The sequence below is a fragment of the Candidatus Neomicrothrix sp. genome (genome assembly GCF_035329545.1).
GTDB lineage: Bacteria > Actinomycetota > Acidimicrobiia > Acidimicrobiales > Microtrichaceae > Microthrix > Microthrix subdominans.
On sequence record NZ_DAOLGP010000004.1, the window covers coordinates 159,212 to 173,827 of the forward strand.

Annotated in this window: 16 protein-coding genes, 1 other RNA gene and 1 pseudogene; 10 read left to right on the top strand and 8 right to left on the bottom strand. The window is 68.5% G+C overall.

From position 1 onward, the window contains the following. The first annotated feature begins 236 nt into the window (after nt 1-236). A complete protein-coding gene (locus PKD89_RS04070) occupies nt 237-1,133 on the top strand; it encodes an EamA family transporter (protein ID WP_289012218.1) in 897 nt (298 codons plus the stop codon). 51 nt (nt 1,134-1,184) lie between these two features. Beyond that, a pseudogene (locus tag PKD89_RS19785) lies at nt 1,185-1,328 on the top strand (LuxR C-terminal-related transcriptional regulator); the annotation flags it as partial. A 68-nt stretch (nt 1,329-1,396) separates the two neighbouring features. Here the strand turns inward: PKD89_RS19785 and galE are convergent. Continuing rightward, the gene (gene galE / locus PKD89_RS04075; protein ID WP_289012219.1) at nt 1,397-2,455 is read right to left on the bottom strand and encodes a UDP-glucose 4-epimerase GalE; all 1,059 of its coding nucleotides are present in this window, start codon (nt 2,453-2,455) and stop codon (nt 1,397-1,399) included. 10 nt (nt 2,456-2,465) lie between these two features. Continuing rightward, nucleotides 2,466-3,134 (bottom strand): HAD family phosphatase, encoded by a 669-nt coding sequence (locus PKD89_RS04080; protein ID WP_287374337.1) that lies wholly within the window; start codon nt 3,132-3,134, stop codon nt 2,466-2,468. A 53-nt stretch (nt 3,135-3,187) separates the two neighbouring features. Here PKD89_RS04080 and PKD89_RS04085 point away from each other — a divergent pair, with 53 nt between their 5' ends. From PKD89_RS04085 to PKD89_RS04095, 3 genes are all read left to right on the top strand, one after another. Beyond that, on the top strand, nt 3,188-4,903 hold the full coding sequence (locus PKD89_RS04085; RefSeq protein ID WP_287392763.1) for an acyl-CoA mutase large subunit family protein: 1,716 nt from the start codon (nt 3,188-3,190) through the stop codon (nt 4,901-4,903). After that, nucleotides 4,900-5,346 (top strand): cobalamin B12-binding domain-containing protein, encoded by a 447-nt coding sequence (locus PKD89_RS04090; RefSeq protein ID WP_287374339.1) that lies wholly within the window; start codon nt 4,900-4,902, stop codon nt 5,344-5,346. Before PKD89_RS04085 ends, PKD89_RS04090 begins: the two co-directional genes overlap by 4 nt. Nucleotides 5,347-5,554: 208 nt before the next feature. After that, the gene (locus tag PKD89_RS04095; protein WP_287392766.1) at nt 5,555-6,007 is read left to right on the top strand and encodes a CAP domain-containing protein; all 453 of its coding nucleotides are present in this window, start codon (nt 5,555-5,557) and stop codon (nt 6,005-6,007) included. Between the two features lie 28 nt (nt 6,008-6,035). On the opposite strand, the gene trhA is transcribed toward PKD89_RS04095, so the two are convergent. From trhA to PKD89_RS04115, 4 genes are all read right to left on the bottom strand, one after another. Further along, the gene (gene trhA / locus PKD89_RS04100) at nt 6,036-6,749 is read right to left on the bottom strand and encodes a PAQR family membrane homeostasis protein TrhA (RefSeq protein ID WP_289012221.1); all 714 of its coding nucleotides are present in this window, start codon (nt 6,747-6,749) and stop codon (nt 6,036-6,038) included. A 95-nt stretch (nt 6,750-6,844) separates the two neighbouring features. Next, nucleotides 6,845-7,825 (bottom strand): pirin family protein, encoded by a 981-nt coding sequence (locus PKD89_RS04105; protein WP_289012222.1) that lies wholly within the window; start codon nt 7,823-7,825, stop codon nt 6,845-6,847. A gap of 98 nt (nt 7,826-7,923) precedes the next feature. Then, nucleotides 7,924-8,871, bottom strand: coding sequence for a cysteine synthase family protein (locus PKD89_RS04110; RefSeq protein ID WP_287374343.1), 948 nt, complete (start codon nt 8,869-8,871; stop codon nt 7,924-7,926). Nucleotides 8,872-9,005: 134 nt separating this feature from the next. Further along, entirely contained in the window at nt 9,006-9,434 is a 429-nt protein-coding gene (locus PKD89_RS04115) for a M67 family metallopeptidase (protein ID WP_289012223.1), read from the bottom strand. A gap of 38 nt (nt 9,435-9,472) precedes the next feature. Between PKD89_RS04115 and smpB the strand changes: the two genes are divergently transcribed. The 4 genes from smpB (at nt 9,473) to PKD89_RS04135 (ending at nt 12,493) form a co-directional block, all read left to right on the top strand. Beyond that, nucleotides 9,473-9,949: an SsrA-binding protein SmpB gene (smpB, locus tag PKD89_RS04120; protein WP_289012224.1), complete on the top strand. Its 477-nt coding sequence runs from the start codon at nt 9,473-9,475 to the stop codon at nt 9,947-9,949. Continuing rightward, nucleotides 9,946-10,752 (top strand): hypothetical protein, encoded by an 807-nt coding sequence (locus PKD89_RS04125; protein WP_289012225.1) that lies wholly within the window; start codon nt 9,946-9,948, stop codon nt 10,750-10,752. Before smpB ends, PKD89_RS04125 begins: the two co-directional genes overlap by 4 nt. An 83-nt stretch (nt 10,753-10,835) precedes the next feature. Then, nucleotides 10,836-11,219: a transfer-messenger RNA gene (gene ssrA, locus PKD89_RS04130) on the top strand. 53 nt (nt 11,220-11,272) lie between these two features. After that, nucleotides 11,273-12,493, top strand: a complete 1,221-nt coding sequence (locus tag PKD89_RS04135) for a phytanoyl-CoA dioxygenase family protein (RefSeq protein WP_289012226.1) — start codon at nt 11,273-11,275, stop codon at nt 12,491-12,493. Here PKD89_RS04135 and PKD89_RS04140 read toward each other — a convergent pair. Together PKD89_RS04140 and PKD89_RS04145 are read right to left on the bottom strand one after the other, a co-directional pair. Then, nucleotides 12,490-13,446 carry a TIGR01777 family oxidoreductase gene (locus PKD89_RS04140; protein ID WP_289012227.1) on the bottom strand — a complete coding sequence of 319 codons (957 nt, stop codon included), beginning with the start codon at nt 13,444-13,446 and terminating at the stop codon, nt 12,490-12,492. The genes PKD89_RS04135 and PKD89_RS04140 overlap by 4 nt on opposite strands. After that, nucleotides 13,443-13,814 (bottom strand): hypothetical protein, encoded by a 372-nt coding sequence (locus PKD89_RS04145; RefSeq protein ID WP_289012229.1) that lies wholly within the window; start codon nt 13,812-13,814, stop codon nt 13,443-13,445. The genes PKD89_RS04140 and PKD89_RS04145 overlap by 4 nt, the downstream gene beginning before the upstream one ends. A 54-nt stretch (nt 13,815-13,868) precedes the next feature. Between PKD89_RS04145 and PKD89_RS04150 the strand changes: the two genes are divergently transcribed. Continuing rightward, entirely contained in the window at nt 13,869-14,603 is a 735-nt protein-coding gene (locus PKD89_RS04150) for a MerR family transcriptional regulator (protein ID WP_289012230.1), read from the top strand. Nucleotides 14,604-14,616 lie beyond the last annotated feature (13 nt).

Sequence of the window (14,616 nt, forward strand, 5' to 3'; positions counted from 1 at the left end):
CCGACGCCCCGACCGGGCCGAGACACGCGCATCCTCCTGCTGAATCGCCGTAGCGCGCCCCGGACCTTGCCTGGTTGTGGAGGTGTGCCGGGGTGTGGAGGTGTGCCGGTGAATTTCACCGGCACACCTCCACACCTTCGCTCCACACCTCCGCTCCGCACCTCGCCTCTGTTCCACACCCCGCTCGGCGGTCTCGCGAGAGGAGGCCAGGCGGGCGCGGCTGGCAGGATGATGCGGTGTCCCAGCGCCGCTCCGCCGCCAACGTGCTCGGCGACGCCCCGGTGGCTGCGTTCATCCTCGGTGGGATCTCGCTCTATGTCGGCGCCTCTCTGGCGGTCGGCATGTTCGACGAGGTCGGCGCCGGCAGCACCGCCTGGCTTCGGCTCGCCGGTGCCAGCGCTGCCCTGTTGGTGCTCACCCGGCCATGGCGGCGCTCGGTACGTTCCCGGGTGACCTCCCGGGCGGTGCTGGGCGCCGCCCTCGCCTTCGGGGTCACCTCGGCGGTCATGAACACGTCGTTCTACCTGGCCATCGATCACCTGCCGCTGGGGACGGCGGTGGCGCTGGAGTTCACCGGCCCGATCGGTGTTGCCCTGTGGGCCGCCCGCACCCGCCGCAACCTGGCCGCCGTCGCCCTGGCGTCGGCCGGCGTTGTGCTGTTGGCCCGCATCGAGTGGCAGGCCAACGCGGCCGGCCTGGTCTTCGTTGCCATCGCAGCAGCGTGCTGGGCCGGATACGTGGTTCTGGGCAAACGCCTGGCCCACCTTGGGCTGGGCACGACCGGGCTGACGCTGTCGACCGCTCTGGGCACGCTGGTGCTGGCGCCGGTGTTCGCCCCCGGGGCCGCCCGGGCGTTCACCCGCCCGCCGCTGTTGGCGACCGCCCTGGCGGTCGGGGTGTTCGCCAACGTCGTGCCCTACGGCATCGACCAAGTGGTGCTGCCCCGCTTGACCCACGGCCAGTTCGCCCTGTTGTTAGCCGTGCTTCCGGCCACTGCAACCCTGGTGGCGGCGATCACCCTTCGCCAGATTCCGACGCTGACCGAGCTGCTCGGAATCGCTGCGGTGTCGGCGGGGGTCGCCCTACGCGATCCCCCACCGTCCGCGGACCTGCCAAGCGACGTCCCCCTCTGAGAACCGTCAGCGTCGGCTTGAGCGGCGGTCACGCTCGACCGCCTCACCGCTCGCGAGCCGGACGTGCTCCACTCGATCGCCCGGGGAGGCTCGAACGCCGAGATTGCGGCCGAGCTCTACGTCAGCCACGCCACCGGCACGACCCCCATCAGTCCTCGGCTGACGAAACTCGACGCGGTGGACCTCGCCCAGCTGGTGATGATCGCCTACGAGACCGGCGTCGCCGTTACCGGCGACGCGGATCGGCGAACGGGCGGGACGACCTACTCCGCCAGGGACGCGGCCTCGGGGTGCAGGGCCAGCCAGCCCTCCCAGGCCGAACTCACCATGTCGTCCAGGTTGCGGCTGGTCGACCAACCGAGCACGTCGGTGATCCTGTCCACCGACGCCACCAGGGCCGCCGGGTCGCCGGGGCGGCGCTCGACGACCTCGACGTCGACCGGGTGGCCCAGCACCCGTCCGACGGCGTCGATCACCTCCTGCACCGACGAACCCTGGCCCGTCCCCACGTTGAGAACCAGGCCATCGACGGTCTCCGCTGCATCGGCCTCCGGTGTCACCTCGCCCCCAGTCGCCTGGAGGGCGTCCAGTGCCCGAATGTGAGCGTCGGCCAGGTCGGCGACGTGCACGTAGTCGCGGACGCACGTTCCGTCCGGCGTGGGCCAGTCGGCGCCAAAGATCCGGGGTCGTTCGCCACGGGTGAGGGCGTCAAACACCATCGGGACCAGGTTGAACACGCCGGGGTCACCCAGCTCGGGCGACACTGCGCCGGCCACGTTGAAATACCTCAGGGCGGCGTAGCGCAGGCCGGTGGCCCGGGCGACGTCGGCCAGCAGCCACTCCCCGATCAGCTTTGATTCCCCGTACGGGTTGATCGGTCGGGGCGGGTCGTCCTCCTCGATCACTCCTCCGCTGCCCATGCCGTAGGTGGCGGCCGAGGAGGAGAACAGGAACCGGCCGACGCCTGCGTCGACGCACCCTTCGAGCAGGGTGGCCATGGCGGTGACGTTCTGGCGGTAGTACCACAGCGGGCGGGCCACCGATTCGCCCACCTGCTTCTTGGCGGCGATGTGGATCACCGCCGTCACGCCGTGGTCGTGGAGCGCCGCCCCCACCACAGCGGCGTCGCCGACATCGCCCTCGATCAACGTCACGCCGTCGGGCACCCGGTCGGCCGTCCCGGTCGACAGGTCGTCGAGCACGACGACGCTGCGACCGGAGGCGGCGAGGGCGGCGGTGACGTGGGCCCCGATGTACCCGGCCCCTCCGGTCACCAGGATCGTCTCGGGTGAAGGGTCGCTCTGCGCGCCGGAGGAAGCCATGGCGCTTAGGTTAGGAGACGGCGCGGAGGGGCAACCCGAGCGCCCGCAGTTGGGCTCGCAGCCGCTGCGGATCGGTGAAGAGGATCGCCGGCAACCCGAAATGTTGCGCCGCCGCGACATTGTCGGCCCGGTCGTCGATGAACACCGCCTCCGATGGGTCGACATCGAAGCGCTCACAGGCGATGGCGTAGATCTCCGGATCCGGTTTGATCACGCCAACCTCACCGGACAACAACCAACCGTCGAGCCGGTGAAGCACTTCGAAGCGGGGGTCGTCCACGATGCGCTCGAAGGTGGTTGTGGCAAAGTTCGACAGCGCATAGCGGGGCACCCCGGCGGCGCCCAGCTCGTCGATGATCGCCACCGTTCCGGCAATCGGGTCGGCCAGCGTTTCGGGCCACCGGTCCCAGAAGGTCCAGATCAGCTCGGCGTGGTCGGGATGGGCCAGGGCGACCTCGCCCAACACCTCGGTGTGCGGGCGCCCACGGTCCATCTCCTCGTTGACCGCCACCGTGATCACCTCGGAGGTGAACCAGTCGAGCATGGCCACGTCGGGCATCAGCTCGGCGTACAACCGACGCGGCGACCACGGCATCACCACGTTGCCCAGGTCGAAGAACACCACCCGCGGGGTGCTCGACGCACCGTCGGCGTTGCCGGATCGTCGGTCAAGGAGCATGACCGGGTTCTAGCCCAGGCCCGTCGCCGTCGTCACAGCGGTACGATGATCCAATGGCATCGGGCCCGACCAACCCCACTTCCGGCAACGACCACCCCGCCTCCGATGGCGGCACCAGCACCGCGCCAGGCGGGCAGGCCCCAGCGGCGGGCTCTCGGGCCGCCTGGGAGGCCGCCTTCGCCGCCAGCCCCGGCGCCGACGCCCCGCACACGACCATGTCGGGCGTGCCGGTCGAGGGGGTGTACGGCGACGGCCCCTACCCGGGCGAGTTCCCCTACACCCGCGGCATCCATGCGTCGATGTACCGCAGCCGCAGCTGGACGATGCGCCTCTTCGCCGGTTTCGGCACGGCCGCCGACACCAACGCACGCTTCCACGAGCTGCTCGCTGCGGGCAGCACGGGCCTGTCGACCGCCTTCGACATGCCCACCCTGCTCGGCCGGGACTCCGACCACGAGTGGGCGATCGGCGAGGTGGGGCGCGCCGGAGTTGCCGTCGACAGCCTCTCCGACATGACCGAGCTGTTCGCGGGCGTCGATTTGGGCCAGGTGACCACCTCGATGACGATCAACGGGCCGGCCGCCCCGATCATGGCCGCCTACATCGCCGTCGCCGAGGCCAACGGCACGCCGCGGGCCCAGCTGGGCGGCACGATCCAGAACGACATCCTCAAGGAGTACCACGCACAGAAGGAGTACCTCTTTCCGCCTCGGCCCTCGATGCGGTTGGTCACCGACGTCATCTCCTTCTGCGCCGCCGAGATGCCGCGCTGGAATCCGGTGTCGGTGTCCGGCTACCACATCCGCGAGGCGGGCTCGACCGCTGCCCAGGAGCTGGCCTTCACCCTGGCGGACGGCTTCGCCTACGTCGAAGCGGCCCTTGCAGCCGGTTTGGCGGTCGACGACTTTGCCCCTCGCCTGTCGTTCTTCTTCAACTCCCACTCGGACTTCTTCGAGGAGATCGGCAAGTTCCGCGCCGCCCGCCGGATCTGGGCCCGCTGGCTTCGGGACCGCTATGGCGCCCGCGATGAACGATCGATGAAGCTGCGGTTTCACACCCAAACCGCCGGGGTGTCCCTGACCGCCCAACAGCCCAAGATCAATATCGCCCGGGTGGCCACCCAGGCGCTGGCCGCAGTGCTCGGCGGCACGCAGAGCCTCCACACCGACAGCTACGACGAGGCGCTGGCCCTGCCCACCGAGGAGGCGGCACGCATCGCGCTACGCACCCAGCAGATCATTGCCGAGGAAACCGGCGTTGCCTCGGTCGCCGATCCCCTCGGCGGATCCGCCTATGTCGAGTGGATGACCGACGAGATGGAGCGGCAGGCCGAGGAGATCTTCGCCGACCTCGATCGGCTCGGCTCGGGCTCGATGCTGGAGGGGGTCTACGAGGGCATCGATCGCGGCTACTTCGTCGGCGAGATCGCCGAGGCGGCCTACACCTTCGAGCGGGCGGTCAATGCCGGCGAGCGCATCACGGTCGGGGTCAACGCCTATACCGACGGCGACGACCGCGCCCCTCGCCTTTTGTCGATCGACCCCGAGGTCGAGGCGCTGCAGTTGAAGCGTCTCGAGGGGGTGCGCCACAGTCGGCATGACGACCGGGTACGAACGTCCCTCGACGGCCTGGCCGCCCAGGCCGCCGACCCGTCGATCAACCTGATGCCCGCCTTGATCGACGCGATGTCCGCTCACGTCACGCTGGGCGAGATCACCACGTGCCTCGAGGGCGTGTTCGGGACCTACCGAGAGCCGGAGGTGCTGTGAGCGAACCAACGACCACGACGAGCAAGGCCCTACGCCCGGATGGCCAGCCGATCCGGGTGGTGCTGGCCAAGATGGGCCTCGACGGTCACGACCGCGGGCTCAAGGTGGTGGCCCGTACCCTGCGCGACGCCGGCTGCGAAGTGATCTATCTCGGGCTTCGTCAGAGCGCCGCCACGATCGTGGCCGCCGCCATCGACGAGGACGCCGATGCCATCGGCATCTCGATGCACAACGGCGGTCACCTCACGCTGGCACCCCGGATGGTGGACGCGGTCGTCGAGGCGGAACTCGACACACCGGTCATCGTCGGCGGCATCATTCCCGATGTCGATCGCCCCACGTTGACCGATGCGGGTGTGGCCGCCATCCTCAGCCCCGGCAGCTCGGACACCGACGTCATCGTTGCGGTCACCGAGGCGGTGAGGGCGGCCGGGTCGACCTAGACCTCAGAACCGGCGGGGTCCGGTCGCCCGGGCGACGAAGGCCGAACGGATCTCACGGCAGCCCTGCCGGTTGGCGGAAGCTCATCACCCTCCGTGACCTTGGACACCAACGCTCGACCTCGTAACCTGATCGACACGTTGTCATCACTTCGACATGTTGACCAGGGCTTGCTACGCGAGCCTCAACCAAGAGACCGAGGAGCCCCCCGTGAAGATCCGCCCCCGCCAGTTCGCGCTCGCAGCCGTCGTGGCGCTGCTCGCGATCATTGTCGCCTCCTGCGACGAGACCACCAACTCCCAGCGATCCCAGGTGATCTCCCTGATCAACAAGGAACGCTCCAGCCGCAAACTGCCGAGGCTGGTCCAGGCCGGCGACCTGAACTCCAAGGCCGGCGGTTGGGCGGCAAAGATGCGCAACGAATGTCGGCTGAGCCACTCCAAGCTCAGCGACGGGGTCACCCTAAGCTGGCGGGCGCTCGGCGAGAACGTCGCCTATGCGTCGTCGATCCCCAAGACCCACACCAGCCTGATGAACTCGTCGCGACACCGGGCGAACATCCTCAAGTCGAACTACAACCGGGTGGGGGTTGGGGTCGCAACCGGTAAGTGCGGCGGTTACAACGTCGTCTACGTCGCCCAGGTGTTCGCTGACGCCCGTTAGCGAGAGCCGGCGCGCCCGTCGAGCGCTTCTATCCCGCCTGCACCAGCGGCAGGATGGCAACGAAGAAGATGGCGCCCGCCGCCACACCGAGCGTGTGCCACACCTCGTGATAGCCGTACCAGCGCGGAAGCGGGTTGGGGCGGCCGAGCGCGAACAGCACCGCTCCTACCGTGTAGGTCACGCCGGCCGCCACGACGAGGGCCAACAAGCGAGGCTGGGCCCAGAAGTAGGGCAGGAGGGCCAGGCCCGTCCAGCCGAGCCCGATGTAGAGCACCCACCCCATCGTTCGGAATCGTTCCATCGAGAGCACCTTGAGCACGATGCCGAGGGCTGCCCCGGCCCACATCAGGCTGAACATCAGCCAGCGCCACATTCCGGAGGCGGCCAGCAGGTACATCGGCGTGGCCGTGCCAGCGATCAGCACGTAGATCATGGCGTGATCGGCCTGGCGCCAACGGCGGCGCGCCCCGGGGGTGCGGGCATAGACGTGATAGGTGGCGCTGGTGGCGTAACAGGCGATCGCCGACAGCCCGTAGATCCAGGCGGCAACCTCGGCGCGCGGCGTGGTGGCGACCATCACCAGCCAGACGAGCGCAGCGACCGACACGACGGCGGCCGCCAAGTGGATGCGACCCCGCAGCCGTGGACGGGCATCGAGCTCCTGATAGTGGCGCACAGTTGTGAGCTCGGGCCCCGTCTCGGCCAGGTGTTCACCTGCGATCAGCTGGTCAGGTGCGATCACGACTGACGACGCTACACCCAGAAGTTTGCGTGTGTCGGCGGTAGCTGAGCGTTCTGAGCAGAGCAGCCATCGCCCGCCCTGACGCCGCACCTGGCTCACCCTCGGAAGGGTTGCAGCGCTCCGGGCGGGACCGTTCCTAAACGCCCGGCCTCGTAGTCGGCAAAGGCGGTGGCCAGTTCGTCGCGGGTGTTCATCACGAACGGGCCGACGTGGGCCACCGGTTCCCCAATCGGTGCCCCGCCCAGGATGACGACCTCAACTGCCGGGTGGCGCGACTCCTGAACCGGGTCGGCGCGCAACCGCATTCGGTCCCCGTCGCCGAAAAGGGCAAGTTGTCCGGTGGCGATCGGCGCCGCTTCGACGCCCGCACGCCCCGACCCGGCCAGCACGTAGGCCAGGGCATTGTGGGTGGGGTTCCACGGCAGGACCAACTGCGCGCCGGGCTGAAGCGTGGCGTGAAGCATCGTGATCGGGCTGCGGGTCGACCCCGGCCCCGACACCGCCCGATCGCCGAGCGACACCTCACCGGCGATCACCCGCACCAGCGCGCCGCCGTCGGCCGAGGACAGCAGGGTCAGCTCGTCGCCCTCGATCGCCTGGTAGGCGGGCGGGGTCATCTTGTCCTTGGCAGGCAGGTTGACCCACAGCTGCACGCCGTGAAAGAGGCCGCCGGCACGGACCAACGCCTCAGGCGGGGTTTCGATGTGGAGGATCCCCGACCCGGCGGTCATCCACTGCGTTGCGCTGTCGGCGATCAGCCCACCGCCCCCATGGCTGTCCTGGTGAACCATCTCTCCGTCGATCATGTAGGTGACGGTCTCGAATCCGCGGTGCGGGTGCCACGGGGTGCCCTTGGGCTCCATCGGCGCATACTCGACCTCGCCCATCTGGTCGAAGTGTACGAACGGGTCCAGATCGGCCAGCGACACGCCGGCGAACCCCCGGCGCACCGGAAAGCCCTCCCCCTCGAAGCCGGATGGGGCGGTGGTGATCGTTCGCACCGGGCGGTCCCGCTGGTCGTGTCGCTCGGGCGGCAGCTGCGCCAACGAGGCGGTTTCGGCGGTGATGGCGGGCATGGCGTCGCTCCTCGGTCTCGTCCAACCTGTTCCAGGTAGAACAACTTGCCGAGGCAGGGCCCTATTCCTTCGGCCGACACCCCACCGGTCAGCAACGCTCAGAAGTAGATGATCTCCTCGGCTTTGACAGCTGCAGCGTCGAGGTCGCCGCTGTAGGCGCCCGTCGACAGGTACTTCCACCCGCCATCACAGATCACGAAGACGATCGTGCCCGCCTCGATGCGCTTGGCCACCTTGATCGCTCCGGCCAGCGCTGCGCCGGATGAGATCCCGGCAAACACTCCCACATCGCCGAGGCGACGGGTCCAGATCAGCGACTCCCTCGGGCGAACGATCGACTTGCCGTCGAGCAGGTCGACGCCTCCCCACTTATCGAATACCGGCGGGATGTAGCCATCGTCGAGGCTCCGCAGGCCCTCGACCTGCTCGCCACTCGGCGGCTCGACGGCCAGCACTTTGACGTCCGGGTTGAGCTCCTTCAGGTACGTGCCGACCCCCAGCAGGGTGCCCGACGTGCCCAGGCCGGCGACGAAGTGGGTGATCTCGGGACAATCGGTTGCGATCTCCGGACCGGTGGTCTCGTAGTGGGCACGGGGGTTTGCCTCGTTGGCGTACTGGTACAAGAACACCCACTCCGGATGCTGGTCGGACAGCTCCAAGGCACGCCGTACCGCCCCGTTGGAACCTTCCGCCCCCGGCGAGTCGATCACCTCGGCGCCAAAGGCCAGCAACGCCGCCCGACGCTCCTCGGTCACGTTCTCGGGCAGCACCACCTTGAGGTGATAGCCCCGAACCCGGCAGATCATCGCCAGGGCGATGCCGGTGTTGCCAGAGGACGGTTCGATGATCACCGAACCCGGACGCAGCGTGCCGTCCTCCTCCGCCTCGAGGATCATCTGGCGAGCGATGCGGTCTTTAACCGACCCGGCGGGGTTGAGAAACTCGGCCTTACCCAGGATGCGCACGTTGGGGTTGGGACTCAGCTCGGAGACATCGATCAGCGGTGTCGAGCCGATCAGATCCAACACGCTGGCGACGACTGCCATGGGGAGACCTCACTGGATGGGAGCGGTGGCCGGGCCAATCCCGACTAATCCGACCACTTCGGTAGGGATTGTACCCCTGCCAACGCGTTCCAACCCAACGATGTCGCGCGTCGCCAATCTGCAGTGCCGCCAGCTCAGGCTGAATCGACGACGGTGACAGGCTCCTCGACCACCTGCCCATCGACGATGCCAAAGCTGCGCATCACCGGCTGGGGGCCGCGCAGCGACACGATCGGGTAGTGCCACTGGGGATCCGGCGCAGCGGCGATGTCGGTCGGTGAGGGGTAGGCGTCGGTGTGGGTATGGGTGTGCACCACCCCGATGATCGCCAGCCCGTCGTCGTCGGCGACCCGCTCGACGCGCAGGAAGTCCCGCCCGTCCACCTCGTAGATCCGGCTCGACCGGGCTGCGTTGGGGGTCGGCTCGAAGCGGATCACCCGGTCGCCCTGCCACTCGCCGATCAGCAGCCCGCACGCCTCGAGCGGGTAGGCCCGCAGGCCATGTGCGCAGATCGCGTCCCAATGTTCGTCCCTCAGCTCCAGCACCGGGCCAATCTGCCACACCGGCCGAGGCTCGACCCAGCGGCGGGTAGCCTGCGGTGATGGGTGACGAGGAGAAGCTGATCGCCACCAACCGCCAGGCCTCTCGCCGCTACGAGCTGCGCGACACCTACGAGGCGGGCTTGGTGCTGGTCGGGTCCGAGGTGAAGTCGTTACGCGAGGCCAAGGGCGTGCAGCTCACCGAGTCCTACGCCGACGTGTCCCAAAGCGGGGAGATGTGGCTCCGCAGCCTGCACATCGCCGCCTACACCCATGCCCAGGACAACTCGGGCCACGAGCCCACCCGCCCCAGGAAAATGCTGTTGCACCGCCTCGAGCTGGACCGGATCGCCGCCAAGGTCGCCCAGGAGCGCTTGTCGATCGTACCGCTCCGGCTGTACTTCAAGGGCAGCCGGGTGAAGGTGGAGTTTGCGCTCGGCAAGCCCAAGAAGACGGTCGACCGGCGGCGCGACATCGCTGAGCGGGACGTCAAACGGGAAACCGAACGGGAGCTGGCCCGCTCGGCCAAGCAGCGGTGAGCGGTGCCCGACCTCGCCACAGGTCGGCCGAACGGGCGCGACGGTCGACGGCCACGCCGAGGGCCCGCCTCCTCGCCGTTCTCGCCGCACTGTTGCTGATCGCCACCCCCGCCTGCGCCGAGGAGATGGCGACGAACCCGCTCGACGAGCTGCTCATCGCCATCGATGCCACCCGCGCCGTCCCTACCGGCCGCTACTCGACCACGTCACCTCGGCAATCCGCCTTGGGCGAGTACGACGCCGACGGGGTCCGCCTGATGGCGGCGGCGTGCCCGGACATCCAACCGCCCTGCCCGGAGATCCGGTTGATCGGTCGGCTGGCCTACGTCAGGTCGTCGTCGCTTCCCGCCATCGGGGCCTCGACCGACTGGTTGACGGTTCCGCTCGACGAGCTGGGGCCATTGGAGAACCGCTCGCCGGGGCTTGCCGACGAGGTCGCCGCCCTCGGCGGGGCGCCGCCGCCCGGCATCGGGCCGACCCTTGCGGCGCTCCGCACCTCGAGGCGAGCGCCACGGATGGACACCGGGCCGCTGCGGGCCGAACTCGACCTGACCGACCTGGACCGGCTGTCACCGCGCGACCAGGATGCGGTCGTCGCCTGGGCTGCGTTGTGGGCCCGGCGGGGCGGCGAGCGAAACGTCACCGCCGACGTGTCGATCACGTCGGATGGCCATGTCGAGATGGTGGTGTTCGATCCCGACGGCGACACCCCGGCCGGGCCGATGACGGTCGAGCTCTTCGACCTGGGCGCTCCGATCGAGGTGACCACCCCCCCGATCACCGAGTCGACCCCGCTCCGCTGAGGTCAACCGGTCACCTCATCACCCAGCGGCCAGTCCGACACGGCGATTGGGCGGCGGGCGAGTATCTTGGATGGCTGACACCAGGGGCTGATCGGTTTCGACGTTGAGACCAGGAAGTCGCTCGTGCGACCCGAGTTGCTCAGACTCGCTAAACGGGGCAACCAAAAGAACCGGCAAATCCGAGTTCGCTCTCGCAGCCTGATTTAGTTCAGTCTGAAGAGAGTCATAGTGACCGGCAACGGCGCACGGGGCCAGATCCTCACAGCCCGGCAACAGAAGTGGGGATGGACAGCAGGGAAAGACCGCTGACGGTGAGAAAGACCACTGACTCCGAGGAAAGACTCGGCGGTGGTCGAAAGATCAGTTGACCCCCCCGCGGGGCAGCCGCAAGCCACAAGTCGGGAACGGTCGTAGCGCGGTCGATAACCACTTAGCGGACGGGGGTTCGATTCCCCCCAGCTCCACCAAACGAACCGAGCACGGCACAGTTGCAGTTCTCTCTCGATCCCGGAGGTTGAGCGTGATCAGCGATCGTCAACGCTTTCCCCAACAGGGCCTTCGATCGGCCCATAGCGGTCCCTCGCAGGACCACGCACGGCGCGTCCTCGCCGGCCGCGGCACCCGCGGGCTCGGCCCGATCACGATGCGGGTGGGCGACGAGGTCATCACCGTCCTTCCGGCCGACCCCGCCATCCTCGACGACCCCGTGACCATCGTCGATGGGCCAAGCGACGACGCCGAGGTCGTGGTCGAGTTCGCGAGCCCCGAGGCCTTCTCCGACTTCAGCCACGAAATGCGCACCGTCGCCGGGCTGCACGTCACCGGCGCAGTCAGCCACCCGGTCGGTGGATTCGCCGAGTTCGATGACTGGGAGCCGGCCCTTCGGGCGCTGTACCACGGGCGTCCGGTGTACGACCCCGCAGATATCGACCTCGCCGACGCTGAGCGCTCGTTCGACTGGGACGAGGTCGACAACGACCCCGACGTCGCCGACGATCTGGCAGCCTTCCTACGACGCTACGGCTGGGCTCACGTGCGCAACGTGTTCAACGCCGGGGAGATCGCCACGCTCAACGCCGAGGTTGATCGGGTCGAGGCGGCCGCCAGCCCGGACACGCCCGGATCGTGGTGGACCCACGATGGTGACGGCGATGAGCAGCCCTGTCAGCTGCACTACCTCGGCCTCGCCTCGACGGTGATCGGCGCACTCGACCACGATCGTCGCGTCGAACGACTCGTCGGGCTCAGCGGCGACGACCTGGCCAACCACCCGGACCGGGCACTCGGCACGTTTGCCGTGCTCAAACGACCGACCGCCGCGGAGGGGCTGACCAACCTGCCCTGGCATATCGACTGCGGCCTGGGCGGGCACCCCTTGACGTGTCCGGGTCTCCACCTCGCCGTCCAGCTCACCGCGTCCAATCCCGACCTCGGTGCCTTCAAGATCGTCCCGGGGAGCCACGACGCCAGCGTGCGACGCTCCGACGTCGAGGCAGGCCGCTGCCCGGTCGTCACCGCCGACACCCAGACGGGCGACGTGACGCTGCACATGACCCACGCCGTCCACGCCGCCCCGGCGCCGCTCAGCAGTTCGACCGGCCGACGCACCATGTACCTCGGGTTCGGCCCGCAGGACCTGGAGAACGTCATAGGCGCCGGTCAGTCCTTCGACGACTTGATTACGCAGACCAGCACCGACGGCCACGTTCGTTTCAATGCGGGGGCGCCGGGCGCCGTCTAACCGCTGAGCGCACCAGCGGGACGGTGCTTCGCTGACCCCCTGTCGGTGCCGGCGTGTGTCAGCAGGTGGTCTAGAGCGCCGGCGAACCGCTCATGGGTGAACTCGAACCCCGCATCGTCAAGCACGTTCGGGATGCACCGACGGCCGGTCAATGCCAGTCCAGGATCGGTCCGCAGCAGCACCGCACCGACGTGGACGAGCGGCGCCGGCATCGGTGGGGACCACGGTCGATGAACCGCGCGGCGCAGCTCGGTCATCATGTCGCGGTTGCGCACCGGGTTGGGCGAGGTCACGTGCACGATGCCGTCGACCGCCTGAGCATCGAGGAGAAACCTGACGGAGGCGAGGAAGTCGTCGATGTGGATCCAGCTGACCCACTGGTCGCCCGGGCCCATCCGGCCGCCGAGGCCCCAGCGGGCGAGGCGGGTCAGCCGGTTGAACGCCGGGGTGTCGTTGTCGAGCACCACCCCGGTGCGAAGCCGGACGATCCGGTCGGCGACCACGGCCTTGGTGGCCGCCTCCCAGGCCGTCGCTACTCCGGCCATCTGTGGTGGCCCGTCGGCGGGAGGATGGGTCTCGTCGATAACGTCGTTGCCCGCGTCGCCGTAGATGGCCAAGGTGCTCATCTGCAACCACAGGCGTGGTGGCACGCCGCACGCCCGTGACGCCGCCGCCAGCGCAGCGGTGGGCTCCACCCGGGACCGCCGGAGCAACTCGATGTTGGTGGCTGTCGGCCGACGGTCCACCAGTTCTCCGGCGAGGTTGACGACGATCGCCCCCTCCAACTCGGACGCCCAGTCGCCCACCGCCCTCCCGTCCCACAGTGCCTGGCGAAACCGTAGATCGGACTTCGGTGACCGGGTCAGAATCACCACGTCGTGGCCGGCACCCTCGAAGTCGGTGGCCAGCCGTCGCCCCAACGCACCCGCTCCGCCGGCGATCACCACCCTCATCGGGCCGGCTCCGCAACGTTGGAAACGTGCGTCGGGACCATGGACGGGACCGGTGTCCAAGTGACGTCGACGTGTTCCATCAGGTAGGCGTTCGCCGACTCGGCGGTGGCGAATCCGCCCAGAAAGGCCGACGTCAGCGAGAGGACGTGCACTGGACGAACATCTGTGCGGTTCGGCTGCATGCGCACGGCCTCCACGCCACCGTGCCGATCGGGGGAAAGGCCCACCTGGGCGCCGACGCACACCAGGCCCACCTCGGGCTGACGCTCGGCGACGATGCGGTCCGTGTCGATGTCGACGGCCAGCCCGAGCCCGGTCGCCAAGCCACCGGCATCGGCATCGGCATCGGGCTGCTCAATGGTGCTCATGATCGTTATGCTATCATGTGCTCACGCATTATCCACCCATCGAACGGACAAGCAGTGACCGACGAGTTCCGTCTTGACGAACTGGCACGACGGGCCGAGGTGGCCTCCACCACCGTGCGCCTCTATAGAAACCGAGGACTGCTCCCGCCACCGCGGCTGGTTGGCCGGACCGGATGGTACGACGCTGGCCACCTCAACCGCCTGCGGCTCATCACGCGCCTGCAATCTCAGGGTTTCTCCCTCTCGGGCATCCGCGAACTCCTCGACCAATGGGAGCAGGGCCGAAGCTTGGACGCCATGCTGGGAGTGGAGGATCAGTTGGGTGCGCTACTCGGCGAACCGCAGGCCACCACGATCGCTCCGTCCGAGCTCGCCTCGCAGTTTCCAGACAACGCCCTCACCGTGGAGCTGATGCAACGGGCCACCGAGCTTGGACTGGTCGAAATCCTCGACCAGGACACCGTTCGAGTGGCCGATCGCCGATTTATCGGCGCCGGGGCCACCCTGGCCCACCTTGGCATTCCGTTGGCTGAAATCCTGGACGAGTGGCAGGCCCTGCGCTCCCAGACCGATCTGGTCGCCGACCGGTTTATCGGGCTGTTCGAACGCCACCTGGTACCCGATGAGTGGCGGACAGATCTGAGCACCGAGCTGGCCAAGGATCTGGCTGACGTGCTCGCTCAACTTCGGGCGACGGCGCAACAGGTGCTGGCGGCAGCCCTCGACGCCAGCATCGCCGGGCTAGGACCAATGCCGTTAACTTACGAGTGTGAGGATGATTTCGGGTAGGTGGGCTGGTTGT

Coding starts and splice junctions, on each gene's coding strand:
- galE (WP_289012219.1), bottom strand. CDS start 2,455: ATGGCTTCCTCCGGCGCGCAGAGCGACCCTTCACCCGAGACGATCCTG.
- PKD89_RS04080 (WP_287374337.1), bottom strand. CDS start 3,134: ATGCTCCTTGACCGACGATCCGGCAACGCCGACGGTGCGTCGAGCACC.
- PKD89_RS04085 (WP_287392763.1), top strand. CDS start 3,188: ATGGCATCGGGCCCGACCAACCCCACTTCCGGCAACGACCACCCCGCC.
- PKD89_RS04105 (WP_289012222.1), bottom strand. CDS start 7,825: ATGCCCGCCATCACCGCCGAAACCGCCTCGTTGGCGCAGCTGCCGCCC.
- PKD89_RS04110 (WP_287374343.1), bottom strand. CDS start 8,871: ATGGCAGTCGTCGCCAGCGTGTTGGATCTGATCGGCTCGACACCGCTG.
- smpB (WP_289012224.1), top strand. CDS start 9,473: ATGGGTGACGAGGAGAAGCTGATCGCCACCAACCGCCAGGCCTCTCGC.
- PKD89_RS04140 (WP_289012227.1), bottom strand. CDS start 13,446: ATGAGGGTGGTGATCGCCGGCGGAGCGGGTGCGTTGGGGCGACGGCTG.
- PKD89_RS04145 (WP_289012229.1), bottom strand. CDS start 13,814: ATGAGCACCATTGAGCAGCCCGATGCCGATGCCGATGCCGGTGGCTTG.